This is a genomic window from Arthrobacter sp. 10N44_2 (assembly GCF_056394385.1).
Map to the genome: position 1 here is coordinate 70,118 of NZ_JBFTHT010000002.1, position 24,813 is coordinate 94,930.

Annotated in this window: 26 protein-coding genes and 1 tRNA gene; 8 read left to right on the forward strand and 19 right to left on the reverse strand. The window is 68.3% G+C overall.

The window, feature by feature from the left end; all coding sequences use genetic code 11:
* Positions 1-111: 111 nt before the first annotated feature.
* The 3 genes from rsgA to AC1DBX_RS03290 all read right to left on the reverse strand — a co-directional run bounded on the left by rsgA (position 112) and on the right by AC1DBX_RS03290 (position 3,077).
* Entirely contained in the window at positions 112-1,278 is a 1,167-nt protein-coding gene (rsgA, locus tag AC1DBX_RS03280) for a ribosome small subunit-dependent GTPase A (RefSeq protein ID WP_476931067.1), read from the reverse strand.
* 370 nt (positions 1,279-1,648) lie between these two features.
* The gene (locus AC1DBX_RS03285; protein WP_028275721.1) at positions 1,649-2,104 is read right to left on the reverse strand and encodes an NUDIX hydrolase; all 456 of its coding nucleotides are present in this window, start codon (positions 2,102-2,104) and stop codon (positions 1,649-1,651) included.
* A gap of 34 nt (positions 2,105-2,138) precedes the next feature.
* Entirely contained in the window at positions 2,139-3,077 is a 939-nt protein-coding gene (locus AC1DBX_RS03290; RefSeq protein WP_476931165.1) for an N-acetylglucosamine kinase, read from the reverse strand.
* Between the two features lie 51 nt (positions 3,078-3,128).
* Here AC1DBX_RS03290 and AC1DBX_RS03295 point away from each other — a divergent pair, with 51 nt between their 5' ends.
* Positions 3,129-4,199, forward strand: a complete 1,071-nt coding sequence (locus AC1DBX_RS03295; protein WP_476931068.1) for a nitronate monooxygenase — start codon at positions 3,129-3,131, stop codon at positions 4,197-4,199.
* A gap of 163 nt (positions 4,200-4,362) precedes the next feature.
* On the opposite strand, the gene AC1DBX_RS03300 is transcribed toward AC1DBX_RS03295, so the two are convergent.
* Positions 4,363-5,385: a LysR family transcriptional regulator gene (locus AC1DBX_RS03300; protein ID WP_476855750.1), complete on the reverse strand. Its 1,023-nt coding sequence runs from the start codon at positions 5,383-5,385 to the stop codon at positions 4,363-4,365.
* A gap of 92 nt (positions 5,386-5,477) precedes the next feature.
* On the opposite strand from AC1DBX_RS03300, the gene AC1DBX_RS03305 reads away from it, so the two are divergent.
* Complete coding sequence (locus AC1DBX_RS03305; protein WP_476931069.1) at positions 5,478-6,803, forward strand: MFS transporter; 1,326 nt, start codon at positions 5,478-5,480, stop codon at positions 6,801-6,803.
* A gap of 16 nt (positions 6,804-6,819) precedes the next feature.
* Here the strand turns inward: AC1DBX_RS03305 and AC1DBX_RS03310 are convergent, their stop codons facing one another.
* A complete protein-coding gene (locus AC1DBX_RS03310; protein WP_476931070.1) occupies positions 6,820-7,983 on the reverse strand; it encodes a trans-sulfuration enzyme family protein in 1,164 nt (387 codons plus the stop codon).
* A 133-nt stretch (positions 7,984-8,116) separates the two neighbouring features.
* Between AC1DBX_RS03310 and AC1DBX_RS03315 the strand changes: the two genes are divergently transcribed.
* Positions 8,117-8,614, forward strand: a complete 498-nt coding sequence (locus AC1DBX_RS03315) for an Lrp/AsnC family transcriptional regulator (RefSeq protein ID WP_018773770.1) — start codon at positions 8,117-8,119, stop codon at positions 8,612-8,614.
* A 63-nt stretch (positions 8,615-8,677) separates the two neighbouring features.
* On the opposite strand, the gene AC1DBX_RS03320 is transcribed toward AC1DBX_RS03315, so the two are convergent.
* Positions 8,678-9,916, reverse strand: coding sequence for an MFS transporter (locus tag AC1DBX_RS03320; RefSeq protein ID WP_476931071.1), 1,239 nt, complete (start codon positions 9,914-9,916; stop codon positions 8,678-8,680).
* 177 nt (positions 9,917-10,093) lie between these two features.
* On the opposite strand from AC1DBX_RS03320, the gene AC1DBX_RS03325 reads away from it, so the two are divergent.
* Positions 10,094-10,633 (forward strand): Lrp/AsnC family transcriptional regulator, encoded by a 540-nt coding sequence (locus AC1DBX_RS03325; RefSeq protein WP_476850369.1) that lies wholly within the window; start codon positions 10,094-10,096, stop codon positions 10,631-10,633.
* Between the two features lie 7 nt (positions 10,634-10,640).
* Positions 10,641-11,636, forward strand: coding sequence for a magnesium/cobalt transporter CorA (gene corA, locus AC1DBX_RS03330; RefSeq protein WP_230009012.1), 996 nt, complete (start codon positions 10,641-10,643; stop codon positions 11,634-11,636).
* Here corA and AC1DBX_RS03335 read toward each other — a convergent pair.
* From AC1DBX_RS03335 to AC1DBX_RS03355, 5 genes are all read right to left on the reverse strand, one after another.
* Positions 11,633-11,956, reverse strand: a complete 324-nt coding sequence (locus tag AC1DBX_RS03335; protein ID WP_476850318.1) for a hypothetical protein — start codon at positions 11,954-11,956, stop codon at positions 11,633-11,635. The genes corA and AC1DBX_RS03335 overlap by 4 nt on opposite strands.
* Before the next feature lie 158 nt (positions 11,957-12,114).
* Entirely contained in the window at positions 12,115-12,900 is a 786-nt protein-coding gene (locus AC1DBX_RS03340) for a hypothetical protein (RefSeq protein WP_476931072.1), read from the reverse strand.
* A 166-nt stretch (positions 12,901-13,066) separates the two neighbouring features.
* Positions 13,067-14,659 carry an ABC-F family ATP-binding cassette domain-containing protein gene (locus AC1DBX_RS03345; RefSeq protein ID WP_476850316.1) on the reverse strand — a complete coding sequence of 531 codons (1,593 nt, stop codon included), beginning with the start codon at positions 14,657-14,659 and terminating at the stop codon, positions 13,067-13,069.
* Positions 14,656-15,126, reverse strand: coding sequence for a GatB/YqeY domain-containing protein (locus AC1DBX_RS03350; protein WP_018773763.1), 471 nt, complete (start codon positions 15,124-15,126; stop codon positions 14,656-14,658). The genes AC1DBX_RS03345 and AC1DBX_RS03350 overlap by 4 nt, the downstream gene beginning before the upstream one ends.
* 25 nt (positions 15,127-15,151) lie before the next feature.
* Complete coding sequence (locus AC1DBX_RS03355; RefSeq protein ID WP_476850315.1) at positions 15,152-15,520, reverse strand: hypothetical protein; 369 nt, start codon at positions 15,518-15,520, stop codon at positions 15,152-15,154.
* 296 nt (positions 15,521-15,816) lie between these two features.
* Between AC1DBX_RS03355 and AC1DBX_RS03360 the strand changes: the two genes are divergently transcribed.
* Complete coding sequence (locus tag AC1DBX_RS03360) at positions 15,817-16,695, forward strand: glycosyl hydrolase (RefSeq protein ID WP_476870503.1); 879 nt, start codon at positions 15,817-15,819, stop codon at positions 16,693-16,695.
* Here the strand turns inward: AC1DBX_RS03360 and AC1DBX_RS03365 are convergent.
* A complete protein-coding gene (locus tag AC1DBX_RS03365) occupies positions 16,644-16,886 on the reverse strand; it encodes a phosphodiester glycosidase family protein (protein WP_476931166.1) in 243 nt (80 codons plus the stop codon). The two genes, AC1DBX_RS03360 and AC1DBX_RS03365, sit on opposite strands and share 52 nt — an antisense overlap.
* Positions 16,887-16,947: 61 nt before the next feature.
* On the opposite strand from AC1DBX_RS03365, the gene AC1DBX_RS03370 reads away from it, so the two are divergent.
* On the forward strand, positions 16,948-17,463 hold the full coding sequence (locus tag AC1DBX_RS03370; protein WP_476870501.1) for a hypothetical protein: 516 nt from the start codon (positions 16,948-16,950) through the stop codon (positions 17,461-17,463).
* On the opposite strand, the gene AC1DBX_RS03375 is transcribed toward AC1DBX_RS03370, so the two are convergent.
* The 7 genes from AC1DBX_RS03375 to galU form a co-directional block, all read right to left on the reverse strand.
* Positions 17,393-17,890, reverse strand: coding sequence for an N-acetyltransferase family protein (locus AC1DBX_RS03375; RefSeq protein ID WP_476931073.1), 498 nt, complete (start codon positions 17,888-17,890; stop codon positions 17,393-17,395). The two genes, AC1DBX_RS03370 and AC1DBX_RS03375, sit on opposite strands and share 71 nt — an antisense overlap.
* Before the next feature lie 159 nt (positions 17,891-18,049).
* Entirely contained in the window at positions 18,050-19,885 is a 1,836-nt protein-coding gene (locus AC1DBX_RS03380; protein WP_476870499.1) for a hypothetical protein, read from the reverse strand.
* Between the two features lie 385 nt (positions 19,886-20,270).
* Positions 20,271-20,343, reverse strand: a tRNA-Ala gene (locus tag AC1DBX_RS03385).
* A 46-nt stretch (positions 20,344-20,389) separates the two neighbouring features.
* On the reverse strand, positions 20,390-21,202 hold the full coding sequence (locus tag AC1DBX_RS03390; RefSeq protein ID WP_476855734.1) for an SDR family oxidoreductase: 813 nt from the start codon (positions 21,200-21,202) through the stop codon (positions 20,390-20,392).
* A 108-nt stretch (positions 21,203-21,310) separates the two neighbouring features.
* Positions 21,311-22,309 carry a hypothetical protein gene (locus tag AC1DBX_RS03395; RefSeq protein ID WP_476931167.1) on the reverse strand — a complete coding sequence of 333 codons (999 nt, stop codon included), beginning with the start codon at positions 22,307-22,309 and terminating at the stop codon, positions 21,311-21,313.
* A 143-nt stretch (positions 22,310-22,452) separates the two neighbouring features.
* Positions 22,453-23,073: a GNAT family N-acetyltransferase gene (locus AC1DBX_RS03400; RefSeq protein ID WP_026537630.1), complete on the reverse strand. Its 621-nt coding sequence runs from the start codon at positions 23,071-23,073 to the stop codon at positions 22,453-22,455.
* Positions 23,074-23,078: 5 nt separating this feature from the next.
* Complete coding sequence (galU, locus tag AC1DBX_RS03405; protein ID WP_476855733.1) at positions 23,079-23,996, reverse strand: UTP--glucose-1-phosphate uridylyltransferase GalU; 918 nt, start codon at positions 23,994-23,996, stop codon at positions 23,079-23,081.
* Positions 23,997-24,100: 104 nt separating this feature from the next.
* On the opposite strand from galU, the gene AC1DBX_RS03410 reads away from it, so the two are divergent.
* Complete coding sequence (locus AC1DBX_RS03410; RefSeq protein ID WP_476931074.1) at positions 24,101-24,763, forward strand: 5-formyltetrahydrofolate cyclo-ligase; 663 nt, start codon at positions 24,101-24,103, stop codon at positions 24,761-24,763.
* Positions 24,764-24,813 lie beyond the last annotated feature (50 nt).

Genomic DNA, 24,813 nt, shown 5'->3' on the forward strand with positions numbered 1-24,813 from the left:
GCGGCGCGGGGCTCCCGTAAGGCTTCGGAAGCACAACGATTTTGGATGGGTGGCGCGCCGGAAATCCTTCCGGCGCGCCACCGCGGCCCTTGTCTCACCCGGCGGTGTGCTTCAGCGGGGCCGCCGCGCACCCTTCGCGCCACTGGTGTTTCTGCTATTTCCGTCCTGGCGGCTCTTTCCGCCGCCGTGCGCGTTCTCGTGGTTGTCCCGTTCGGCCGACCGCTGGCTCTTGCCCGCTACGACGATCTTCTGGTGCCATTCGCGCTGGTAGGCGCGCCGCGCGGCCGCGTCGTGGCGGCGCGCCAGGGCGGCGAGTTCGCGTTGCAGCTTCAGGTAGCTGGCCCACCGGCGGTCCTCCAGTACGCCGTCGGCGAGCGCGGCCTGCACGGCACAGCCGGGTTCCCGGCCGTGCGCGCAGTCCGAGAAGCGGCAGTGCTCGAAGAGCTCTTCGAGGTCGCCGAACATCTCCTCCATTCCTCCCTCGGCGTCGAAGACCCCGAAGCCGCGCACCCCCGGCGTGTCCATCAGGACGGCGCCGCCGGGCAGGGGAACGAGCGCGCGGGACGTGGTGGTGTGCCTGCCCTTGCCGTCGCCCGCCCGCACTGCCCCCGTCTCTTGGGCCGGGACGCCGGCGAGGGCATTGATGAGCGTGGATTTTCCGGCGCCAGAGGGCCCCAGCAGCACCAGCGTGCCGCCGGGCGGCAGATGGCCCAGCACTTCGTCGAGGCCATCGCCGTTCTCGGCAGAGGTGGTGACGACGTCGACGCCGGCTGCCTGGCGCACGACCGTCGCCACGACGTCGTCCGCGAGGTCCGCGATGTCCGCCTTGGTGATGATCACGAGCGGCGTGGCACCGGAGTCCCACGCCGCAACCAGGGTCCGTTCGAGCCGGTTGTGCGTGAGCGGACGATCCACCGGAACGACGATCCCGACGACGTCCATGTTGGCGCCAAGGACCTGCGCCTCGGACGAGGCCTCGAAGGCACGCTTGCGGCTCAGCTCCGAGTGGCGCGGCAGGATGCCCACGATGGCGGGCTCCCCCGCCGCGTTCGGACCCAGCCAGACCCAGTCCCCGGTGGCGGGAAGCTCCCCGCCGCGCGGGTAGGGCAGGTGGGCGGTTCCGCCGCCGTCGGCCACGAGGACGAGGTTGCGGTCCACCCGGATGACGCGGCCCGGGCGGTCGCCGCCCGGCACCGGCTGGGCCGCGAACCGCTCGGCGACGCCGGCCGTGTAGCCGTAGAGGACAGGACCTTCGGGGCCAGCCTCATCGGAGGGCACGGCCGTATGAGGCACAGACGTATGAGGCACAGATGAATGAGGCACAGATGAATGAGGTTCGGATGAATTGGTAATGAGGGCGCTGCCGGCGCCCCGGGATGCAGGATGAATGGTCAACGAAAACCCTTTGGTGGGGCCCCGTGGTGCGGCGCATTGCGGGCGGCGGCGGTTTGGATGCCGCGCGCGGAGACTAGCGCTCGATGGCTAGGCTGCGCCGTGGGACGGGGCAGGAGTAATGACATGGCTTGTATCGGTGCGCTGCGCGCTCAGAAATATCGCAGTCATTGCTTCCACCTCCCCGTCGATTGCCGGTCTGCTGCGGCCGGCGGTTTCTACAGGATAGCGATGGTGCCCGTGCCTGGCCAGCGGTTTAGCCGGAAAGTTTTCCGTTCAACGGCCGCTCACGGTACAAACGCAGCCCGGCATCCACGAGCGAGACCCGGTTTAGCTGCGCCACCTCATCCAGTGGAATCCAGGCCGCGTGGGTGGTGCTGCCGTTCACTTCGTGACGCAGCTCCCCGCCCGTGATCGTCGCCTCATAGACCAGCCGGAGCGACTGGAAGTCCCGTACGCCGCCGTCGAGCCGGACTTCGGACGGCCAGTGCCCGACGTCGATCCCCAGCATGGCGCCGACCTCGGCGTCGTAACCGGTTTCCTCGTGAATCTCGCGTCGGCACCCGTCCACCGGGTGTTCAGCCAGGTCCAGGCCGCCGCCGGGCAGCGTCCAGCCCTCGCGGCCGTCCTGCTTCCAGTACGCCAGGAGGATCCCGGCATCGCGGATGATGACGGCGTAGGCGGCGGGCCGGGTGTCGAATTGCATGCTCATCCCCCCAGCGTAGTGGCCGGAGGATTGCCTCCGCCTAGCCCTGTTCCGCCACCAGCTGCAGCACCCCGAACACCGGCTCCTGCGCCAGGACCCGGACATCGGTGATCCCCGCGGCGGCCAGTGCCGTGCGGAACGACTCCTGGAGCCCCGGCACGTTCATGCCGAGTCCGCCGCCCAGGATGACGGGGCCCTCGATGCCGAGCTGCCGGACGGTCTGCGCGGCGAGGTCGGCGAGGTCGCGCCCGGCCTGCTCCATGAGGGCCCGGCTCGGCGCATGCCCGGCGTCTGCAGCCTCCACCACGAGACGGGCCTGCTGGGCCCAGAACCGGCGCCCGGTCTCGGGCGAGTGGAACATGGCGATCAGCTTGTTCGGGTCATCCACCCCGCAGGATGCCAGCAGGGCAGTGGAGAGTTCGTCGGGTTCCAGCCCCTGGTTCATCCGGCGCAGGCTGTGGCGGACTGCCTCCCGGCCCAGCCAGTAGCCGCTGCCCTCGTCGCCGAGCAGGTAGCCCCAGCCCCCGGCCCGTGCTTCCTCGCCGCGGCCGTTCTTGCCCCACGCGGCCGATCCGGTGCCGGCGATGACCGCGACGCCGGTGCTGGCACCGCCAGCGGCAAGCAGCAGCCGGGAGTCGTGGACCACCGTGATCCGGGCACCGGGCACGTGCGGGGCAATCAGTGCCGCGAGCGCCGCGGCGTCGTCATCGGTGTCGATGCCGCCGGCTCCGGCGTAGACCTGGGCGACGTCTCCCCCGCCGATCCTGGCGAAGAGTTCCGCGAGGTTGAAGGCGGCTTCCTCGGGGCTGACGTTCTGGACATTGGAGCTGCCCACCGATTCATCGGCAACGGGCGCGCCGTCCTCGAACCTGACGCCCCGGGTTTTGGTGCCGCCGATGTCCAGTCCGATCACGGCACCTGTCCTCGCCGTGGCAGATGGCGTGGTGGAAGATGGAACGGAGTCCGCCGCCGGCGGCATATCAGTGTTAGTCACTGGAACAGGTTACTGAATCGCTGCAAGGAGCCCGCAATGCCCCACGATCTTTTCGGCACACCCGTCATCGCGGCGCCCATGGCCGGCGGCACCTCCACACCGGCCTTCGTCGAGGCCGTACACCGGGCTGGCGGGCTGGGCTTCCTCGCGGCCGGCTACAAGAGCGTGGCGGCCATGCAGGCGGAAATCCGCACCATCCGGGAGTCCGGCGCCCGATTCGGCATGAATGTGTTTGTCCCGGATCCGGCCCAGCTGCCGCCCTCCGCGGCGGTGCTGGCGGAACTCGAGGACTACCGGCAGCAGCTGCGCCCCGACGCCCGGCGCTACGGCGTCGAGCTTCCGCAGTTGCGGCTCGACGACGACGACGAATGGCAGGGAAAGATCGATGCCCTGCTCTCAGAGCCCGTGGAGCTGGTCAGTTTCGCCTTCGGGCTGCCCGGCCCGGACGTCGTTCGGGCCCTGCAGCGGGCGGGGTCCGCGGTGCTGGCCACTGTCACTACCGCGGCCGAGGCCGTGCAGGCGGCAGGGCAAGGCGTGGACGCCCTCGTCGTGCAGCACGCGAGCGCCGGCGGACACAGCGCGGCGTTCCTTCCGGCCCCGGAGCCGCAACCGGCTGACGCGGCGGAGCCGGGCGGCACAACGGCGCAGCCGGGCGGCACGACGGCGGAGCTGCTCGCCGAGGTGCGGTCCGTCGTCGACCTTCCGCTGGTGGCTGCGGGCGGCATCATGGATGCGGCCGGGCTGGACGCCGTGCTGCGTGCCGGGGCCGTCGCAGCCCAGCTCGGCACCGCGTTTCTCCGCACTGACCAAAGCGGCGCCAAGCAGCTGCACAAGGATGCCCTGGCCGATCCGCACTTCACCCGAACCCGGCTGACGCGCGCCTTCACCGGCCGGCAGGCCCGGGCCCTGGAGAACGAATTCGTCCGCGACCACCCCGAGGCGCCGGAGGCCTACCCTGCCGTCCACCACCTCACAGCGCCCCTGCGGGCCGCGGCCACCGCAGCCCGCGACGCGGAACGCCTGAACCTGTGGGCGGGCACGGGCTGGCAGAAGGCACAAGCCGGACCCGTGGCCGGCGTCGTGCGAGGGCTGCTCGCCGGCCGCTGACCGCCGCCGACCCCCACCATCGGAATCCGGCCGGACCTGGCCGAACTCCGAAGTCGCCGGAAACGTGCCAAACCGCCGTCACCTTACGGCGACCTCGGCGCCAACCGGCGACCTGAGCGTTCCGGCCTGAGCGGACCAGCCCCGGCACACCCGTCGGCCCGGCTCAGCCTGCCGAGCGTTCGCGCACGAAGCCTGCCAGGAGCGCCGGACCGTCGCGGAGCACGAATTCGCGGAACAAGCGCACGGGATCGGACTCGGCATCGGCCACGGCATTCCGCGAAACCGGCTCCCGCCACGCGAGGCCGATCTCGCGGAACGCCAGGACTGAATCCAGGGGAATCTCCACCCAGCCCGGTCCGCCGTCGTCGGCTTCGGTGCCCCGCGACGGGTGGTGGCTGTTTTGTGCGGCTCTGCCGGGTGCGGAGCCGCCGGGCGGCAGAATGCTGACGCCGAGCCCGGCCGAGACGAGGCCGCGGACGGTGTGCGAGTCCTGGCTCTCGAAGGCAATGCGCGGGCGGAACCCCGCCTCCCGGAACAACGCGTCGGTCAGCGAGCGCATGCCGTAGCCGGACCCCATCGCCACGAAGGGCTCCTGCCGGATCTCGGCAACCTTGGCCCGACGGCGGCCGGCCAGGGCATGCCGGTGGTGGACCACCAGGCGCAACGGTTCGCGGTACAGCGCGGCCGAACCGATTCGCTTGCTGGGTGTGGCAACGGGTGCCGTGAGCGCCACGTCGGCGGAGCCCGCGGCCAGTTCCGCGAGGCAGCCGTCCCGTGCACCCTGGCTGAGGTCAAAGGCAGTCTGCGGGTGCCTGCTCCGGAACGCACTGATGAGCAGCGGCAGCATTGCCTCGCCGAAGGTGTGCTGGAACGACACGGCGATCCGGCCGCGGACCACCTCCGATTCGTGCCTGACGCTGTCCAGCCCCGTCTGGAATTCGGCCAGGGCAGCCTCGATGTGGGGCATGAGCGCCTTCGCCGCGGGCGTCAAACGCACGCCCCGGCCGTCCCGGATCAGCAGCTCCGTCCCCACGATGGCGCTGGCCCGCGCAATGGCACGGCTCACGGTCGACTGCGGCAGGCCCAGGAGCTCGGCCGTCTCGGTAATGTGCTCCGTCCGCCCCAGTTCCGCCAGCATCGGGAGCAGGGGCAGCAGCTGCACGAGCTGCCTGTGTTCGACGTCCATGTTCCCCTCCAGCACACTGATCCATATTTGCTATCTATTCTATGGAAATCATGCATTGGAAGCATCCCTCGGGCAGGCTTTAGCCTGAAGGCATGCTACGCATTTCCGCACCCACCGGCACAGGCCCACGCCCCGCGGCGAAGGACGCAGCCAATCTCGCAGCTGATCCTGCAGCCAACGCTGCCGCATGGGCGGGCCACCCGAAGGGCTCCACGGCCTACCGCCGGATCCTCGCCGGGCTTGCCTTTGCCGGCGTCGCAACTTTCGCGCAGCTTTACTCCACCCAGGCGGTGCTCCCGCTGCTGGCGGCGGATCTTCGCGTCTCGGCCGCCGAGGCCGCGCTGACGATTTCCCTGGCTACGGTGGGGCTGGCCCTGACGGTGCTCCCGTGGTCCTTCCTGGCCGACCGGATCGGCCGGGTCCGGGCAATGATGTGGGGCATCTCCGCGGCCACCGTCCTGGGCCTGCTGGTCCCCCTGGCCCCCAGCTTCCCCGTGCTGCTGTGCCTGCGGATGCTGGAGGGAATGGCCCTCGGCGGCATCCCGGCGATCGCGATCGCGTATCTCAACGAGGAGGTCAACAAGGCCCACGCCGCCGTCGCCGCCGGGAGCTATGTCGCAGGGACCACCCTGGGCGGCCTGGCCGGCCGGCTGGTCGCCGGGCCCGCGGGCGAACTGTGGGGCTGGCGGGCCGCGGCCCTGGCGGTCTCCGTTCTGGCTAGCGGAGCGGCAGTCCTGTTCCTTGTTCTGGTGCCCCGGGCCAAGGGCTTCACCGCCGCGGCCGCGGGAGGCTTCCGCGGGGCCTTTCGCACGCTGGCCGGCCATGGCCGCAATCCCCGGCTCCTGGCCCTGTACGTCCAGGCATTCCTGCTCATGGGCGGTTTCGTGGCCGTCTACAACTACCTCGGATTCCGGCTGTCAGGGGAGCCGTTCAGCCTGCCCGCCACCGCGATCAGCCTGATCTTCCTGGCCTACCTCTCCGGAACCGTCTCGGCGCGCTGGGCAGCGGGCCTGACGTCGCGGTTCGGCCGGCGCACCGTCCTGATCGCCGGCACCGCACTGATGGCAGGCGGCCTGGCCCTGACGCTCACGGAACAGCTGGCCGCGATCCTGGCGGGATTGCTGCTGTTCACGGGCGGCTTCTTCGCGGCACACAGCATCGGATCCGGCTGGACCGGGCTGATCGCCACGACGGGCCGGGCGCAGGCCGCCTCGCTGTACAACCTTGCCTACTACCTCGGCTCCAGCGTGCTTGGCTGGGCCGGCGGCCTGGTCTTCCAGCGGTTCGGCTGGACGGCCCTTGCGCTGACGGTCATCGGACTGGCCGGCGCGACGGCGGCAATCACCGCCGTCGCGCATCCCGCGCCGGTGCCCGCAACCGGCACCGCGGCCGCCGGCAGGGTCACGGCATCGGGCTAGGCACAGGACCCTCGGGCTACTGCGTTGCCTCGATCGCCTGCACGAGGTCGGCGACGATGTCGGCCGGGTCCTCCAGCCCCACCGAGATCCGCAGCAGGTTCGCGTGCGGCTTGGCCGCGGCTTCGACCGGCCGGTGGGTCAGGCCGGCCGGGTGCTGGATGAGGGTATCGATCCCGCCGAGGGACACGGCGTGGGTGATCATGCCGACGGCGGCCGGGATCCGCTCGGCGTGCTCGGCGCTGGCGAGCTCGAAGGCCATGAGCGATCCCGGCCCGGACATCTGTGTGCCCACCAGGCCCTGCGGGTCGCATTCGGCCAGTCCCGGGTAGTAAACCCGCCTCACGAGCCCGTGCCCTGCCAGGGCAACCGCGACTTTTTCGGCGCCGGCCTGCTGGGCGCGGACCCGGACCGGGAGCGTTGCCAGCCCGCGGTGCAGCAGGTACGCCGGCCACGGGGTCAGGATGCCGCCGGTCACGGCCCGGATCTGGCGCAGGCGCACCGCCCATTCAGGGCCTGCGGCCACCACGCCGCCCATGGCGTCCCCGTGGCCGCCCAGGAACTTCGTGGCGCTGTGCAGCACCATGGCCGCGCCGTGCTTGAAGGGTTGCTGCAGTACCGGGCTGGCGAAGGTGTTGTCCACCAGGAGCGGCACACCGTCGGCGGCGGCTGCCACGCGGGCGATGTCCACCAGCTCGAGGGTCGGGTTGGCCGGCGTCTCGAGGATCACCAGGCCGGTGTCCGGGCGCAGGGCGGCGCCGACGCCCTCCGGCGTCGTGAAGGTGACCTCGCTGCCAAGGACGCCGGAGGCCAAAAGGTAGTCGCTGCCGCCGTACAGCGGGCGCACGGCGACAACGTGCTTCTTGCCCGCGGCCACAACCGCGAGGAGCACGGCGCTCAGCGCCGCCATTCCGGTGGCAAAGGCGACAGACTCGGGCGTGCCTTCCAGGACAGCGACGCCTTGTTCGAAGCGTGCCACCGTGGGGTTCCACAGCCGCTGGTAGACCGTGCTTTGCCCCTCCACATGTGAGCCGCCGGTGGCCATGTGCTCGTAGGCAAGGCCTCCGTCGTGCACGGACGGCAGGGGCGCCGTCGTGGACAGATCGATGGGCACCGCGTGCACGCCCAGTTCCGTGAGCCCGCTCCGGCCTGCGTGGACCGCCAATGAATCTTGAGAAAGCACCCTAGCTCCTTACGAATATTCACCATTGAATTCCGCAAGTATCTGGCAATAATTCGCGCTTTTGTAGAGGTTCTGAATGGAACTGTCGGATAACGCCGTTTATGATGAACGGAGAACACTACTAGGAGGTTCCGTGAGCAGCACTGCGAAGAATGTTCGGCCGGGAGCCAGCGAGCCGCTGGACGCGATCGACGAGCGCCTGCTCGCTGCCCTCGTCGCGGACGCCCGCATCTCGAACAAACAGCTGGCAGAGCTCGTGGGGATCGCGCCGTCGACCGCGCTGATGCGCACCCGCGCCCTGTCCGAGCGCGGCATCATCGAGGGCTTCGAGGCCAATCTGAGCCTGTCCGCAATCGGGCGTTCGGTCCAGGCCCTCATTGCGGTCCGGCTCCGGGCCCATGACCGCGAGCAGATCGACCGCTTCACCGCCCGGGTGCCCAAACTGCCGGCAGTGCTTTCGACCTTCCACACGTCCGGGTCGGTGGACTACCTGCTGCACATCGCCGTCGCCACCACGGAGGACCTCCGGGACTGGGTTCTGGACAACCTGGCCACCGACCCCGTGGTGGGCCACACCGAAACCACGCTGGTCTTCGACCACATCCAGGGCAACCACGGCCCGCTGCCCTAACGGGCCCGGCCGGCGCAGTTAGACCCGGCGCAGTCAGACCCGGCGCAATTAGACCCTGCGCAGTTAGCCCCGGCGCAGTGCGCTTCGCAGCGTAACGGCCGCCAGCGTCAGCGCGGCGGCCGCGCACACCGTGACGAAACCGGCGACGGCGCTCTGCAGCCCGACGATCCCGGCTGCGAGCCCCAACCCGATCACCGGGAAGGCGCTGCCAAGGTACGTGATCACATAGACGGTGCTGATGATCTGGGCGTGCCGCGCGGCCTCCACCCTGCCGGCAACGTCATTGAACACAGTCCTGAAGGCCACGCCCTGCCCCACGCCGGCAGTGATGCTGGCCAGAATCAGCAGCCACGGGCTGCTCCAGGCGGCGGCCGCGGCGATCAGCAGGACGGAGACGCCCAGGACGGCCAGGCCGGCGGACACGGCAAATCGTCCCCGGATGGCCAGCAGCTGGCTCAGGGCTGAGGACCCCAGCGTCAGCCCTGCCAGCAGGCCGATCAGCGGCCGCGAATCGGCGTGGACAATCTGGGCGAAATAGCCGGGGGCGAGCGAGAGGCAGAAACCAAAAACGGTGAAGCTCAGGAAGCCCACGGACGACGCCAGCCAGAAGGCGCCGCGCGCCTCGCTGGAGACCGAGGGCCGCCGCGGTGCCAGGACCCGCAGGGTCTGGGGACCGGCATGCAGGCTGATGGCGGGCCGCGCCTTGAGCAGGTACAGGGGCACCAGCACGGCGGCGAGAACGATCGAGTGCAGGTAATACGGCGTCGACGTCGGGCCCGGCAGGAGGGACAGCATTCCGCCGATTGCGGGGCCGGCCGCCACCCCGCCGGCGGAGGCCAGGAGCGTGAACCGTGACGCCCACTCCGGCCGGCTGGGCAGCAGCTCGCGCAGGGCAGCCGAACTGGCCCCGGTGGCGAGCGCGACGGCGACGCCCTGCAGGGCGCGCCCGGCGGAGAGCGCCACGAGGTTGCCCGCGGTGGCGAAGACAAAGCCGCCGGCCAGGCCCACCAGCACTGCCAGTACGAGGGCGGCGCGGCGGCCGATGTGATCGGACCAGTGGCCGGCCAGGACGAGTGTGGCCACGAGGGCCAGGACGTAGGCCGAGAACGCCACCGTGACATCGAGCGCCGTGATTCCAAGTTTTGCCTGCAACAGCGGGTACAGCGGCGTCGCAAGATTCGCGCCGACCAGCAGCGTAAAGATCACAACCCCGGCCATCACGAGCCGTGCGGTGGTGGAAGCGTCCCAGCCCCAGCGGTCAGCTGTGGCCGGGCGCATGCGGAGTTCGCTAAAGACTGTCATGGCCGTGCCCTTGCATGAAATCGGGCCGCATGCGTTCCCTGTGGGGAACACCGACGGCCCGGTCGAAAAGATTGGTACCTACAGAATGCAATACCAATGATCTGGATGGCCAAGTTCTGTGCCAAAATTGAGCAAAACAGTCATTCTCAGACTGCTCAAGTGAACCGGAGTGATGATTTGAACAGTCTGGACCCCACCGACCTGAAGATCCTGCTGGAGCTGATCCGGGATCCGCGGATCCAGATCGGCGAGCTCAGTGACGCCCTGGGCATCGCCCGGAACACCGCCCAGTCGCGCGTGCGGCGCATGCTGCGCTCCGGTGTGCTGCACGACGGCGGCCGTGAAATCGATCTGGAGGCGGTGGGGTACGACGTCGTCGCCTTCGTGACGATCGAGGTCAACCACCGGGAACTCGACGGCGTCGTGGGGGCCCTGCGGCTGATCGCCCAGGTTCTGGAAGTCCACGAGATCTCCGGGCGCGGCGACGTCTGGTGCCGGGTGGTGGCGACGGATACGCACAATCTCCAGGCGGCCCTCCGGTCGATCCTTCGGATCAAAGGCGTCATCCGCACCGAGACCGTCCTGGCGCTGCACACCCATATCCCGTACCGGACCGAGCCGCTGATCAGCCGGCTCGCCCAAGGCAACGCGCTCGCCCCCGGCCGGTCCGCGTCGCGGCGGGCCGGGTCCGCCGAATTCCAGGTGGACAAAGGATAATGTCCCGGTGACTATCATCGACAACGCCGTCTACGTTGACGGCATCCGCAGCGCCGAGCCGCGGAACCTCGAGCAGACTTTTGAGACCCTGACCGAGCACGGGGGCATGGCCTGGATCGGCCTGTACCGGCCGACCACTGAGGAAATGGCGGCCGTGGCGGCAGAATTCAACCTGCACGGGCTGGCGGTGGAGGACGCGATCTCTGCCCATCAGCGCCCCAAACTGGAACGCTACGACGACAACCTGTTCACTGTGCTCCGCCCCGCCAGGTACCTGGACGAGACCGAAACCGTGGAGTTCGGCGAGCTCCACGTCTTCACGGGGCGCAACTTCGTGGTCACCGTCCGGCACGCCGAGACGAAAGTCGTGGGCCAGGTCAGGCGCCGGATGGAGGGCCGGCCCGATCTGCTGCGCCACGGGCCCGAGGCCGTCCTGTACGCGCTCATGGACCAGGTGGTGGATGACTACGGTCCCGTGGTAGCCGGGCTGGAAAACGACATCGACGAGATCGAGGACCAGCTCTTCAGCGGCGACCCCCTGGTGTCCCGGCGGATCTACGAGCTCGCCCGTGAAGTCATCCATTTCCAGCGCGCCATCCACCCGCTCCCGGCAATGATGCAACAGCTCCGGCGGGGCTTCGAGAAGTACCGGGTGGACATCGAACTGCAGCACAGCCTGCGCGACGTCGAGGACCACGTGGAACGGCTGATTTCCCGCGCCGATTCGTTCCGTGACCTGCTGCAGAATGCGCTCACCCTGGACGGAACCCTGACCGCCAACCGCCAGAACGAGGCCAGCGCGGAACAAAACGAACAGGTCAAGAAGATCTCGTCGTGGGCCGCGATCTTCTTCGCGCCGACATTTGTGGCCGGACTGTATGGCATGAACTTCGACAACATGCCGGAGCTGCACTGGACGCTTGGCTACCCGATGGCAATCACGCTCATGGCCGGCACGGCGGCGCTGATGTACGCCATCTTCAAGAAGAAGGGCTGGCTCTAGCCAGCGGCGCGGCGGTTCCGGACCTGGACCATGAGCCGTCGGAACGCCAGGACGAACACGACCTCGATCAGCACCATCAGCCCGAGCAGCAGCCACTTCCCGCTGCCGATGAAAACGATGGCTCCGGTGAGGACCAGAATGCTCCCCAGCGCCAGGGAGTAGACGGCAAATCCGAGGGCTACCCTGGCGCTGCGGACGCCCGTGCGGAAGCCGAAGCCCTGCGGTTTCCCACCGGGGTACCCGGCAACCCGGTCCGGACCGGCGGGCTGGAGCTTGTCGAACTCCTCCCACGGGTCGCGGTCCTGCTGCTGATTGGTCATGGTTCCATTATCCCGCGGGCCCGGAAACGCCGCGCCCCTGAGACCGAACCGTTGGACACTTTCGCGCTGAAACACTTTCGCGCTGAAGCATTTTGGTGCCGTCACGACGACGGGGCCAGGACCAGTGGTCCGGGCCCCGTCATTGCATGCCGATTGGGCTACTTGCTGTGGCCGTGCCCGCCCGAGTCGCCGCGCTTGCTGGTCTTGGCGGCGTGATCGCTTTCAAGACCGGCCGGAGCGGCGCGGTGCTCGGCGGCGTTGGCCTGGCCGGCCGCGCGGTGCTCGGCGGCGTTGGCCTGGCCGGCCGCGCGGTGCTCGGCGGCGTTGGCCTGGCCGGCCGCGCGGTGTTCAGCGGCGTTCTGGTGTGCCCATCCGCTGTTGCCGTTCGATGCGTGGGACGCGTCGGCTTCCGGCGCGTCGGCCGAATCCTTGGCATCGTCTTCGGCGGGCGCCGGGGCCGGAGCAGCGGGCGCCGGAGCCGGGGCAGCAGGCTCCTGAGCGTCCGCGACCTCTTCCGCGCCCTGATCGTCCGCGTTCTGATCGTCCGCGACCTCTTCCGCGCCCTGATCGTCCGCACCCTGATCGTCCGCGTTCTGATCGTCCGCGTCCGCCTCTGTGCCCTGATCGTCCGCCTCCTGGTCATCCGACTCAGCCGGATCGCCCGGTTCAGACGATTCAGCCGGATCGCCCGGTTCCGACGATTCAGACGATTCGTGATCGGCGGCTTCCTGGTCGCCCACTACCGGAGTCTCCGACCCGGCCGACTCGGCCGGCTCAGAGGTTTCGGTTCCGGTCACCGTCATGGTTGACGTCGGGTCAGCCGGGAGATTGGTGGTCGCGGTGGCCGCCGCTGCGCCGGCGCCGCCAGTGACGACGACGGAGGCCACTACTACTGCCTTGCCTGTGGTGCCCAGAGCACTGAGCCAGCCGATGATTCCTGCCACGGGAGATTCCTTTCAAAGCGGATAAGAGACCGCTGCCGTCCCCCCGGTCGGCAGCCAGCGCCACACTACCGCTCGGAAACGACCACTTGTCCGCCCTTTAGCCGCTCAGGCCACATCCTGAGCCAATGTTGAGCAAACACTGAGCCTCGGGGCAATCACCACGTCCTTAGGCCGCGCGTACGTCGACCTCGCCGGGTTCTGCGCCGTCAGTGCCGAAGACCAGCTGACGGGTGGCGATCTTCTCGGTGAAGAAGCGGTCGTGGCTGACCACGACGACCGCGCCGGGGAAGTGGAGCAGTGCCCGCTCCATCACCTGGGTACTGGACATGTCCAGGTGGTTGGTGGGCTCATCCAGCAGCAGCACCGAGGCCCCGGACAGCAGGCACTGGGCCATGGCGACGCGGGCTTTCTGTCCGCCGGAGAGGTTCCCGATCTTCTGTTTGAGGTCGGCTTCGGAGAACTGGAACATGGCGAGGAACCTGTTGACGGACTTCTTCGTGGCGCTGAAGGCCAGGCTGTCCGGCAGCGCGTTGACCGCGTGCGAAACGGTGTCGGCGTCGTCGAGCTCCTCCAGCATTTTGTTGTAGGAAACAAAACCCGGCCCCTTCGCCCAGACCACTTCACCGGAATCCGCCGGTTCCTCCCCGGTCAGCACTTTCAGCAGCGTGGACTTGCCGCTGCCGTTGGAGCCCAGGACCACAATCCTGTTGCCGCGGCGGATCTCAAAGCTCAGGTCCTCGAACAGGACCTTGTCGCCATAGGACTTGCCCAGTCCTTCGACCCGGCAGAGGACATCCTTCACGTGCAGCCCTCCGTAGATCTCGGTGACGATCTGGTCCACGGGACGTGGTGTCCGCGCTTTCTTGATCTTGGCCAGCTGGTTCCCCAACCCGCGGCTGGCGGCCTTGGCGGCCTCCCGGCGGTCGGCGATGCCCTCCGCTTCAAAAGCCAGCAGCTCGGACTCATGGACGAACTGGGCCTCGAGCGTCTTGAGCCGGAACTGCTTCTGGACCACGTACTCGGCGAAGTTTCCGGGGTACTCGTGCAGGTGGAAGTTTTCCACCTCGATGATCCGGGTGACCACCGCGTCGAGGAACTTCCTGTCGTGCGAGACGATGATCGCGGCACCGCGGTAGTCGCGGAACCAGTTTTCGAGCCATTCGACACCGGCCACGTCGAGGTAGTTGGTGGGTTCATCCAGCAGCAGGACGTCCGGGCCCTCCAACAGGATCTTGGCCAGGGCGGCGCGGTTGCGCCACCCGCCGGAGAGTTCGTCAATCGCGCACGTGCGGTGGGCGTCGCTGAACCCCAGAGTGGTCAGGACCGTGTCGATGCGCCGCTTGTAATCCCATCCGTCGAGGCGGTCCATGTCCTCGAACAGCTCGGCCTGGCGCCGGATCAGCCGGTCCAGCTCCGCCTCGGCGGGGTCAGCCGCAATGGCGGCGTCGATGGCTGCCAGCTCGGCCTCGGCAGCCTTGATCTCGACAAACAGTCCGTCAAGGACCGCAAGGATGGTTGCCTCGCCGTCGAGCTCGGAAAACTGGGAGAAGTACCCCACCCTGGTCCCCTGCTCCACGGTGACCGTTCCGGTGTCCGGGGAGACCTGGTCCAGGACGAGCTTGAGGATGGAGGTCTTCCCGGAGCCGTTCTTGCCGATCAGGCCCACCCGGTCCCCGGGCTCCAGACGGAAGAACGCCTCGCGGAGGATCTGTGTGTTGTCGAAGCGGACGCTGACGTCGTGCAGCCGGACCAGGCTCACTGCTGCGCGAGACGGTTGCGGACGATTTCGCTGACGGCCTTGCCGTCAAAACGTCCGGCCACCGTGGCGGTGACGGGCTTCATCACTGCCCCCAGCTGACGCATGGACAGCTCGACGCCGTCGGCCTTGAGCGCCGCGATGGCCTCGTCCACGATCGTCTCGACTTCCGCCGCGGTCAGTGGCTTGGGCAGGTAGGCCTCGATCACCTCGGCCTCGGCGATCTCGGCCGCGGCGCGCTCGGCTTCGCCGGCCTCGGTGTAGATGCGGGCCGTGTCGCGGCGCTTGGCGGCTTCCTTTTGCAGGAGTGCGGTCACCTGTGCGTCGTCCAGCACGATTGGCGTCTTGCCCGATTTCTCCCGGGTCTCGATCTCGCCCAGGACGTTGCGCACGGTGGTCAGGGCAACCTTGTTGCGGTCCTTCATGTGGCTCACGACGTCGGCGTGCAGGCGTTCTTTCAGGGTGGTCATAGTTCTCCTCGTGTTGTTAACAAGGCTAGCGGCAGAACCCGTTGGCCCCGATCGCCGAGATGATCCGCTGGGCGTCTTCGTCCGGGAGGGCAGGGACGTCCCCGCTGAACTCCGTCTTTGCGGCAGCGATGAGCTGGTCCGCCGTCGATTGCCCCAGCAGTCGGCCGCACAGGCGGCGGGCCTTGTCGATTGCCTGGTCGTCTGGCAGGCGGGGGTTGATCTTGGCCAGCGCGGCCAGGAGGGCTTCCTGCTGGGCCGGGTCAGGCTTGGGCAGCGACGCCGGCAGGCCCGCCGCAGGGGTCCCGGCGGACGGCTCGGGGCTCGGGGAGGCGGAGCAGGCCGCGGTCAGCAGAACAGACAGCAGGGCCAGGGCGATCGGGGTGGTGTTCTTCATCGGTGGTGGCCTTGTCTGCGCTGGATGTCTGTCTTGGATGCCTGCGCTGGATTCGAATGCCTTGCCGCTGGATTGCACGATGGTCTTGCCGCGCGGATTGCTGCGCCGGCGCGGCCACGGCGCCGTTCACGCAGGTTCACACCATCTCATGAAATCACTGGCGTTCCGTACCCGGGGTCGCCGGCAGTGCGACACGGTGCAGCTGTTCCAAATGCCGAGAGACTGGCGTAGCGTGACCTACGTCACGTCTGGTTGAGGATTGGTATCGGCCCGCTTCGCTTCGGAAGAAGGAATCCATGGATCGCCGGACTTTTCTCACTGCATTGCTGGCTGCCCTGGAGGCGGCCGGGGCCAGTTCCGCTGCCACACCCCCCGGGCCGGCTCCGGCCCTAGTTCCGGCCCTCTCCACACCGTCCCTTGCCCGTACGGCTGCCTCTGCCTCCCGGGCTCTCAAGGGCGCAGCCCACGGCGGAGATGATGCGCTGGCATTGAGGCAAATCCGGAGTCTCAATGCCAGCTGGTACTACTCCTGGGGATCCTCGTATACCGTCACGACCAACCCGGCCTTTGTCCCGATGGTGTGGAGCGCGAATGCTTTGCTCAGACAGGACGCCCTCGGCGACGTGGCCAGGCAACTTCCCCAGACGAGGACCAAACACCTCCTCGCTTTCAACGAGCCGGACCACCCAGGCCAGGCCAGCATGTCTGTCGATGAGGCCATCCGGTTGTGGCCCCACCTTCAATCCACCGGCCTGCGTCTGGGATCTCCGGCCACGGTCGATGTCAGGAGCCCGTGGCTGGACCACTTCATGGCCAGGGCGCGGCAGGCGAACCTCCGCATCGACTTCATGACGATGCATCACTACGGCTCGCCGAACCCAGAGAGTTTCCTGGCCAAGGTCTGGTACTTGCATCACAGGTATGGGAGGCCCGTCTGGGTTACCGAATTTGCCGTTGCGGACTGGCAGGCAACCCCGGCACGCCCCTCTAAGTACACGACCCGTGAGACCGCGTATTTCATGCGGGCTGCGGTTGCCGGCATGCGAGTGATGCCCTTCGTCGAACGGTTTGCGTGGAAATCCAGGGATCCCGGTGACCCCGCCATGGGCCCGTCTTCCCTCTATCAGACGAACGGCCGGCTGACCTCACTCGGCCGGCTGTACGCTTCGCTGTGACTTCCCGTCAACAGTCGGAGAGAGACCCCCCCGCTACTTGTCCGTGCTGTTCGGCCCATCCTGTCGGGTGGGAAGCACGAGGAGGGCGTTACTGACGGGACGTTCCGCGCCGCCCGAGGGATATTGAGAACGGCTCCTCCGGCAACTGCTGTTGTGGAACCGCCACCGTCCAGGTTGATCGCATGGACCATTCCAAGGGACGTACCGACGTCGGCATCCCTCACTGTCCGGGCCGCGGCTTAGGCTGGTCGCATGCCGCCAACACCTGCCCAGTCTCCGGTTCCGGTTGAAGTCCTCCTCCACACAGGTCCGGCCGAGTGGTGGCAGATCGTTGCCGCGCTGGCCCCTGTTGCTGTGCTTGTGGCGGCAGCCGTGGGAGCGTTCATGGCCTGGCGGACCCTGCGCCAGAAGGCCGTCGCCGACGACCGGGCCGAGTGGTGGAAACGGACCCAATGGGCGCTGGACCGTGCCCTGGACGAGGAGGGGGACAGCAAAGCCCTGGGGCTGGCAGCGCTGGATGTGCTCGCCCGCAGCGAGTTGGCCCGCGACGAGGAGCTTGAGCTTCTGGACATTGCGTGGGAGTCCGTGAACGGGGCCGGGGAAAGCAGAGGCGACGGGCAGCACGTCGCTGCGCAGGTTACCGGCCCGGCGGCCCTCTCGCATCACCGGGTTCGGGTCGCCGCCGCCAGGCTGCGCGTCAGACTGGACGACCGGCTCGGCCGCACGACTCCTCCCGGCACTGCGGCCCTGGCCAAGGAAGCGCTCTAGCCGCGGCTCGCCCTGCCTCGAGTGGGAGCACCAGGATGACGGCCGCGCAGACGCACCCGGCGCCGCAGAGGGGGCAGAGGTAGCCGGCTGCCTGTTGCTCGTCCGCCCAGAAGGCGGGGATCGAGGCCACCTGCGCAAAGCCGGCCCGCTCCAGCATCCCCAGGGAAGAGTGCTGTGGGTCGGCCGAGACCCAGGATGCGGACACGACATCGTGGCAGCCTCGGGCCTTCAGAAAGTCCAGGCTGGCCGCGAGCATGATCGAGCCGATGCCCGTTCCCCTGGCTGCGGGCGCGACGACCTTGGGCTTCAGCTCCCCGACCCGGGCCCCGTTCGACGCCGCCCGGGTGCCCATCGTTGCGGCTCCCATGTTTTGCTGCTCGTCTTTCGGGCGTGAGCATGCACCATGGCGTCGCCTTGGTGCGTGCATGGACAACCCGGCCGGTGGCCAACAGGTGCGCCGGCCGGGGCAGTGTCGGACTACGAGTATGTCAGGCCAGCTGCATTTAAGGGCCAGCGTGGATCCAGGACGGGATAGCCTGGCCTCCCGGACCACGCCGGCATGAGGCGGGCCCGGGAAAGCCGTTGGTCAGCGGGCGAGGTACGCTCCGCTGGTCCGCGACACGGTGGTGTAGCCGAACCGTGAGCCGGTGACGCGGACGGTGAGCTTGGTGCCCTTGTCGGCGGTCCGGACCTTGTAGGTGGATGCGTAGGCGTCAGAGATGACGACGCCGTTGCGCAGCCAGCGGTACGTGAAGGCAGTGCCCCAGCTCCACGTGCCCCGCTGCACGGTCAGGACATTCCCGACCTTGACCGTACCGGCAATCGTCGGCGTGGCCGAAATCAGGGGCAGGCCCGCCACCCTCGCCGAAGCGTTGATCGTCTGGTACTTGCCGCCCGTTGCAGTCGGGTTCACGTAGGCCGAGAGCTTCGTGCTGGCGTCGGCCTTCGTCAGGACGTAACTCCAGCCGTAGGCCCCGGCGATCTGGACGCCGTTGCGCAGCCAGTGTACGTCCGAGGTGATCCCCGCCCGGTCATACCAGGGGTCGGGAGTCAAGGTCACCTTCGACCCGACGGTCAGGGTTCCGGTAATGGCCCGCGTCGACTCACGCGCGGTCACGGGCTTGGGTGCGGTGACTTTTACCCAGGCGGTGGTGTAACCGGGGGCGGACGCGGTCACAAGGACGGCGAGGGTCTTGCCAACTTGGGGCTGTTCCGGGGTGAAAGTCGCGCCGCTGACCGTTTTCGACCCGTCCAGCCAGTTGTAGGTGAACGTCAGCCTGTCGGAGGGCACGGACCAGGTCCCGGCCGACACCTTCATCACAGAGCCGGTCACGGCGTCCCCGGTCACGACCGGCTTGGTGACGTTCGTCAGCTGCTTCAGCTCCCCGGCCGCCGGCACGGCGACCGGGTTGGAGTAGATGTGGGTGTCGTACCAAGTGCCGGACTCGAGGACCAGGGTGTGGCCCTGGTCCTTGGCCGTGATCGTGTAGGTCAGCGCAGTGGCTCCGGGAATCACGACACCGTCGCGCAGCCACTTGTAGGTGTACTCGCCCCGCCAGGCAGTCCAAGGAACTTCGTCTACGGCGGTGAGGACCTCCCCCAGGCCGGTGCCGCCGGTGACCACGGCGCCGGGGGCTTGGTCGAAGTCAGAAACCTTTCGCTGTTTAGAGGTCGCGGCGGCCGGCTTGAACCCGGGCGCGTGGCCGGTGATCCTGACGCTCAGTAGCCCCGTTGATCCCCAGCCCTTCGGGTCGAACATTTCCGCGGTGGCACCCGGGATGGGCTTGCCGTCGCGAAGCCACTGGTACTGGCGGTGGATGACCGGAGCGCCCTTGAAAGTTCCCCCAGCGAACACAAGACGGCTGGGCCTATCCGGGTGGGTGTCCAATTGAGCGATGCCAACATCCCCCGCAACGACGGACGGGACAGCGCCGCCGGCGATCGTGACGGGGTTGGTTTTGGCGGACTGCAGGGTCGTCTTTGCATAGCTCGGCGCTGCCGCCGTGGTCTTGACCCGGAGGCCCTTGCCGAGGTCCGCCGTGGTGAGCAGGTAGGTGGGGCCGGTGGCGCCCGGGATGGGCACGTCGTTGCGCAGCCACTGGTGCGTGAGCGTGGCGTCCGCGGGATCCCAGGCGCCGTTAACAACGGTCAGGGTGCTGCCGACCTGGAGGGCCCCGCCGATGCCGGGCCGCGGGCCGGCGACGGCGCCGCCGTTGACCAGCATCGGATACGGATGCCCGTCCGGCGCCGTGCAGAATCTGACTGAGTCGACCACCGGGCCGCAGGAATCGATGTTCGGTGGGATGGCCCACTGATCGGGATCGGCCTGCGCCGGAACGGCGAGGCCCGCAAGCGAGAGCGCCGTGAGCGAGAGCGCAGTGAGTGCCCCGGCGATGCCGAAGCGGATGGTCTTCTTGTTCAATTTTCCCCCAAGTCTTTGAGCCGGCTCCCGGCTCCCCCGTCGCCGAGCATAATGCCCAGACACCATTTCAACAATGATTGCGCAGGTCAGGGGCTTGGAATGATGGTGCTGCTCTGCACCGGTCACGGGTCCGTGGGCAACGCGGCCGGGGTCCAGGACCAGTGCTGGGCCGGCTTCATGCAGGCGACCTTCAGCGCAGAAACGGCCTTTTCGCCTGTCCAAACCGGGAAGGGCGTTGCCGCTGGCGGCCAACGACTAAGGTCAGGCTTGGAGATTTCGGTGGGTGCCGGAGCCGTGCTCAGTCGGGCTGACGGCCGCGGATCCTGGATGATCCTGCCCTGCAGCCGGGCCACGCACTCGAAGCTTCAAAAACCCTTGAAATCTGTGGAGCTAAGGAGATTCGAACTCCTGACCTCTTCGATGCGAACGAAGCGCTCTACCAACTGAGCTATAGCCCCGAAGCAACGCCGGTCCTGACGGAACGGCGTTGCCGGTGTCCCTAGGCTACAAACTATCTGCGCTGTTTTCCAGCCAGCCCCGGAATGTCTCGGTGCCGTGTCGCGCCTCCGGCACCAGGTTCAACCCCTCGCGCAGGTAGCGGCCCATCGCGCCGGGCAGTGGGAAGCGCACGAGTTGACCCTTTGCGCGGGTGGCCCGCTGCCATTCCCGGGCAAAGTCGACCATGTCTTTGGATTCCGGGCCGCCGAGGTTCAGTACCCGGTGCCGCGGGCCCGCGGCTGGAACGGGCGCCGGTTCAAGGGCGGTCTCCAGCAGCACCGCGGCTGCGTCGGCCGGCGATACCGGCTGGAACCGGGCACCTCTGACCACGGGGATGATCCGCAGCTTTGAGCCGGCGTCGAACATCATCGCGAGCAACGAGTGGAACTGGGTGGCCCGGACCACCACGGTCTCGAGTCCGGACAGCTCGTAGGCGTGTTCTTTGGCAGCTTTCGACCGGTAGAAGGAGGAGTTGCTGCGATCGCAGTTCACGATGGACAGCATGACGGCCCTGGCCGTTCCCGCGTCCTGTGCAGCGGCCAGAAGCCGCGCACCGCCGTCGGCGAAGTTCTTGCGCGCCTTCCCGGCGCGCCCTTCCAGGCAATCGATCACGACGTCGGCGCCGGCCAGGGCGGCCGCTATCCCCTCTCCCGTCGTGACGTCCGCGCGGAAGTACTCCGCGCCCGGGATGTTGCCGGCGGCGCCGGCCCCTGGCGGGTTGCGGCTGAGGACGGCCACGGCGTGCCCGGCGTCGACGGCCAGGCGCACCACTTCTCGGCCCACTTGCCCGGTTCCACCGGCAACGCAGATCCTTGTCATGACCCGAGGCTACCGCAGCGAAGCCCGCCGGCGACGCTGCGGGGAAATGAAAAACCCCGGGCCGCCATCGCTGGCTGCCCGGGGTAATCTCCGGAAGGACGGGGCGGATCAGGCGCGGCGCCGCTGGAGGACATCATCCAGGTTGCTCAAGGCGCTCTGGGCCTTGCTGAGCTGCTTAGTCTCAGAATCGTCGGCGGTCTGCGGATCGGACGCTGCCGGTCGCGCCGAGGCCTGCTTGAGAGACGGTTTCCCTACGGCCTTCGGCGCCTCGGGAAGGTCAAGGGGCATTGGGGCCGCACGTTCGGCCTTCGGGGCTTCGACGTAGGTGGGCTTGGGAACCTCGACGGGCTCCCAGCTCGTGCCCTCCGCTACTGCACCCGCGTCGGCTGCCATGGCCGCCGAGGCATCCCCAGAGGCAACGGCTTCAGCGAGGGCGGCCTGGCGGAGTTCCAGTGCCGTCAGCGGCTTCGGCGCGGGCTCGGGCGTGCCGCGGCCCGCTTCGGCGTCGAAGAGCGGGCTTTCCGGCCGGGCAGCGGGACGTCCGTCGGGAAGGGAGGGGGTCTGTTCGGGCACCGACGGCCGCGCAGGGGTGCGTACCGGGCTGCCCATGGCTGCACGGAATGCAGCGTTCATCTTCCGCCGGCGATCGCGGACAGCAAGACGACGAAGCAGCGCCACTGCGGCGAAGGCGCCCAGGAGGGCGGTCACCGGCAGCCAGCCTGAACCGATGCCGAAAAGCCGAAGGGCCCCGGACACCACTGCCGTGAGGAGAGCCAGGAGCCCGGCTACCGCCAGCACCAGCCGCGCCCAACGAATCCGGAATGCCGGGGAGCCCGACGCAGCAATCGGACTCACCCGAGGGGTCGCCGCTTTGCCCGCCCCAGGCCCAGGTGTGCCGCCGGCCGGGTCTGCGCGCTGTGTGCTGATCATGGGTTTCTCCTGCTGCGCCGCCATTTTCATAACCTTCCCCGCATGTGGATCTGCTGGTTCCATGTCAATGACATCCGCCAGGAATTCGCCTGCAGGCTGCAGCTGGTGGCGTCCGTTCCGGAGAACGTAAGGCGCCACCCACACGATCCAGAGCGCAACAGCAATGACAAGGATCACAGAGCTGCTAAGAGGGAAGTCCACACTCAAAACCGTATGAGGTATATGGGGTGCTGCCCCGCATTGTCAGGGGTGTGTCGCGCGCGCAGCGGCGACTGGCCGGCGTCGGGGCGTCGTGGCTGGTCAGGCGGCTCTCATGGGCCTCAGGACTGGCGGGTTCTCAGCCACCGCGCGAGGAGGCCTTCCGGCACTTCCTCAGCCGTGAGCGCGAACGTCCGGTGGTCTGCCCATTCACCGTTGATGTGCAGGAACCTGGGCCGGAATCCCTCGTCACGAAACCCGAGTTTTTCCACCACGCGCAGGCTCGGCGCGTTCTCCGGCCTGATGTTGATCTCCATGCGGTGCAGGCCAAGGGTGCCGAAGCAATAGTCGGTCGCCATGGCCACGGCGGTCGGGGCGATCCCCCGGCCGGCCCGTTCCTTGTCGACCCAATAGCCAAGCGTCGCCATCATGGCCGACCCCCAGACAATCGAGGACACCGTCAGCTGCCCCACGATCACCGGCGCCTGATGGCCTGGTGTCCATTCCGCGATGACGAACGGCAGGGCCGTGGCCTGCGCGGCCTGGGCCTTGAGCGAGCGCACCATCTGCCGGTAGTCCGGCAGGCCGCCGCCGGGGACCGGGTTCGATGCCTCCCAGGGGGCCAGCCACTCGCAGTTGCGGGACCTGAGCGCTGTCCACTCCTTGCGGTCCCGGTACCGGATCGGGCGCAACACGATGTCGCCGCTCTCCAAGGTCACCGGCCAGGTGAAGCTGCCCCCCACGGGAGTTATTTGGCGAGGCTGGGGGCCAGGCTGGACGCGAAGCCGGGCAGCCATTCGCGCAGGCCCGGGCCGAGGTCCTCACTGTCGCAGGCGAGCTGGACACAGGCCTTGAGGTAGCTGAGCTTGTCGCCGGTGTCGTAGCGGCGGCCGCGGAAGATGACGCCGTACACGCCGTAGCCCTCGCCGGTGCCGGCCGAGAGTTCCTGCAGGGCGTCCGTGAGCTGAATTTCCCCGCCGCGGCCGGGCGCGGTGCGTTCCAGCACTTCAAAGACGGCCGGGTGCAACACGTAGCGGCCAATTACGGCCAGGTTGGACGGGGCGTCCGCGACATCGGGCTTCTCCACGAGCTGGTTGATGCGGACGTAGTCCTCACCGCCGATTGCCTCGACGTCCGCGCAGCCGTAGGCACTGATCTGGGACGGGTCCACCTCGATCAGAGCGACCACCGACCCGCCGGTCTTGGCCTGGACCTCGATCATGGTGCTGAGGAGCTCATCGCGGGCGTCAATGAGGTCATCTCCCAGGAGGACGGCGAACGGCTCATGCCCGACGTGCTGCTTGGCCCGGAGGACCGCGTGGCCGAGGCCCATGGGATCGCCCTGGCGGACGTAGTGGATGTCACCGAGGTTGCTGGCGGCCTGGATGGATTCGAGCTTCGCAGTGTCACCCTTCGCCTCCAGGGTGGACTCCAGCGCGGGGACGCGGTCGAAGTGGTCCTCCAACGCCCGCTTGTTGCGGCCAGTGATCATCAGGATGTCGTTCAGGCCGACATTCACGGCCTCCTCGACGACGTACTGGATGGCCGGCTTGTCAACGACAGGCAGCATTTCCTTGGGCATGGCCTTTGTGGCCGGGAGAAACCTGGTACCAAGGCCCGCGGCGGGGATAACGGCCTTGCGGACGGAAGCGATGGGTGTATTCACACGACTAATCTAACGGAGGGACCAATCATTGCGTAATCATTATGCGAACCGCCTGCCGGGCCCCCGGGTGCAGCGCGGCCGCAAGAGGCAGAGGACGGGCCAAGATGGCGTCAAAAGAGGAAATTCGCTCCAGCCACAGGGCGGCGCGTTCCGCACTCCCGCTGGCCGCACAGGACACCGCCGCGGCGGGCATCGCCAGCCACGGGCTCGCGTGGGCCTCCGGGCTTGGCCGCGGCCGCCAGGGCACCTTCGCGGCGTACCTCGGTGTGGGCGCCGAACCGCCCACACTGCCACTGCTGACTGCCCTGGTCGAGGCCGGGCACCGGGTGCTGCTGCCCGTTTGCGAACCCGACATCGAGCTCAGCTGGGTGTATTGGACTCCCCAGTCCGGGTTTGTCCGCAGCCGGTACGCGCCCATCCATGAGCCTGTCGGAGAGCGCCACGGTACCGAAGTCATGCGGGACGCCACCGCAATCTTCCTGCCGGCCACCGCGGTGGATTTCTCGGGCAACCGAATCGGGCAAGGCGGCGGCTACTACGACAAGTTCCTTGCCGCCCTGGCTGCCATGTCCTCCGCGTCCGGCGGGGCGGACGCCGGGGCGGCCGACGCTGCAGCCGACGCTGTCGCGTCGCCGACTGCCGCCGTCGTCTATGACACGGAGGTGCTGCCCGCAGGCAGCATCCCCGCGGAGTCGTTCGACCGGAAAGTCGACACGGCGCTGACCCCGGGCGGGATCGTCCGACTCGGCCGATCCCGGCCCGCCTGATCCGGGTTCCCGCCAAGGTGATAGAATTGGCACTCAGGCCCTGCGACTGC

Excerpts from the sequence above, each read along its gene's own strand:
- AC1DBX_RS03285 (WP_028275721.1), bottom strand. The coding sequence starts at position 2,104 with ATGAGCATGCAATTCGACACCCGGCCCGCCGCCTACGCCGTCATCATC.
- AC1DBX_RS03290 (WP_476931165.1), bottom strand. The coding sequence starts at position 3,077 with ATGCCGCCGGCGGCGGACTCCGTTCCATCTTCCACCACGCCATCTGCC.
- AC1DBX_RS03295 (WP_476931068.1), top strand. The coding sequence starts at position 3,129 with ATGCCCCACGATCTTTTCGGCACACCCGTCATCGCGGCGCCCATGGCC.
- AC1DBX_RS03300 (WP_476855750.1), bottom strand. The coding sequence starts at position 5,385 with ATGGACGTCGAACACAGGCAGCTCGTGCAGCTGCTGCCCCTGCTCCCG.
- AC1DBX_RS03305 (WP_476931069.1), top strand. The coding sequence starts at position 5,478 with ATGCTACGCATTTCCGCACCCACCGGCACAGGCCCACGCCCCGCGGCG.
- AC1DBX_RS03320 (WP_476931071.1), bottom strand. The coding sequence starts at position 9,916 with ATGACAGTCTTTAGCGAACTCCGCATGCGCCCGGCCACAGCTGACCGC.
- AC1DBX_RS03335 (WP_476850318.1), bottom strand. The coding sequence starts at position 11,956 with ATGACCAATCAGCAGCAGGACCGCGACCCGTGGGAGGAGTTCGACAAG.
- AC1DBX_RS03350 (WP_018773763.1), bottom strand. The coding sequence starts at position 15,126 with ATGACCACCCTGAAAGAACGCCTGCACGCCGACGTCGTGAGCCACATG.
- AC1DBX_RS03355 (WP_476850315.1), bottom strand. The coding sequence starts at position 15,520 with ATGAAGAACACCACCCCGATCGCCCTGGCCCTGCTGTCTGTTCTGCTG.
- AC1DBX_RS03360 (WP_476870503.1), top strand. The coding sequence starts at position 15,817 with ATGGATCGCCGGACTTTTCTCACTGCATTGCTGGCTGCCCTGGAGGCG.
- AC1DBX_RS03365 (WP_476931166.1), bottom strand. The coding sequence starts at position 16,886 with ATGGTCCATGCGATCAACCTGGACGGTGGCGGTTCCACAACAGCAGTT.
- AC1DBX_RS03370 (WP_476870501.1), top strand. The coding sequence starts at position 16,948 with ATGCCGCCAACACCTGCCCAGTCTCCGGTTCCGGTTGAAGTCCTCCTC.
- AC1DBX_RS03375 (WP_476931073.1), bottom strand. The coding sequence starts at position 17,890 with ATGCACGCACCAAGGCGACGCCATGGTGCATGCTCACGCCCGAAAGAC.
- AC1DBX_RS03390 (WP_476855734.1), bottom strand. The coding sequence starts at position 21,202 with ATGACAAGGATCTGCGTTGCCGGTGGAACCGGGCAAGTGGGCCGAGAA.
- AC1DBX_RS03410 (WP_476931074.1), top strand. The coding sequence starts at position 24,101 with ATGGCGTCAAAAGAGGAAATTCGCTCCAGCCACAGGGCGGCGCGTTCC.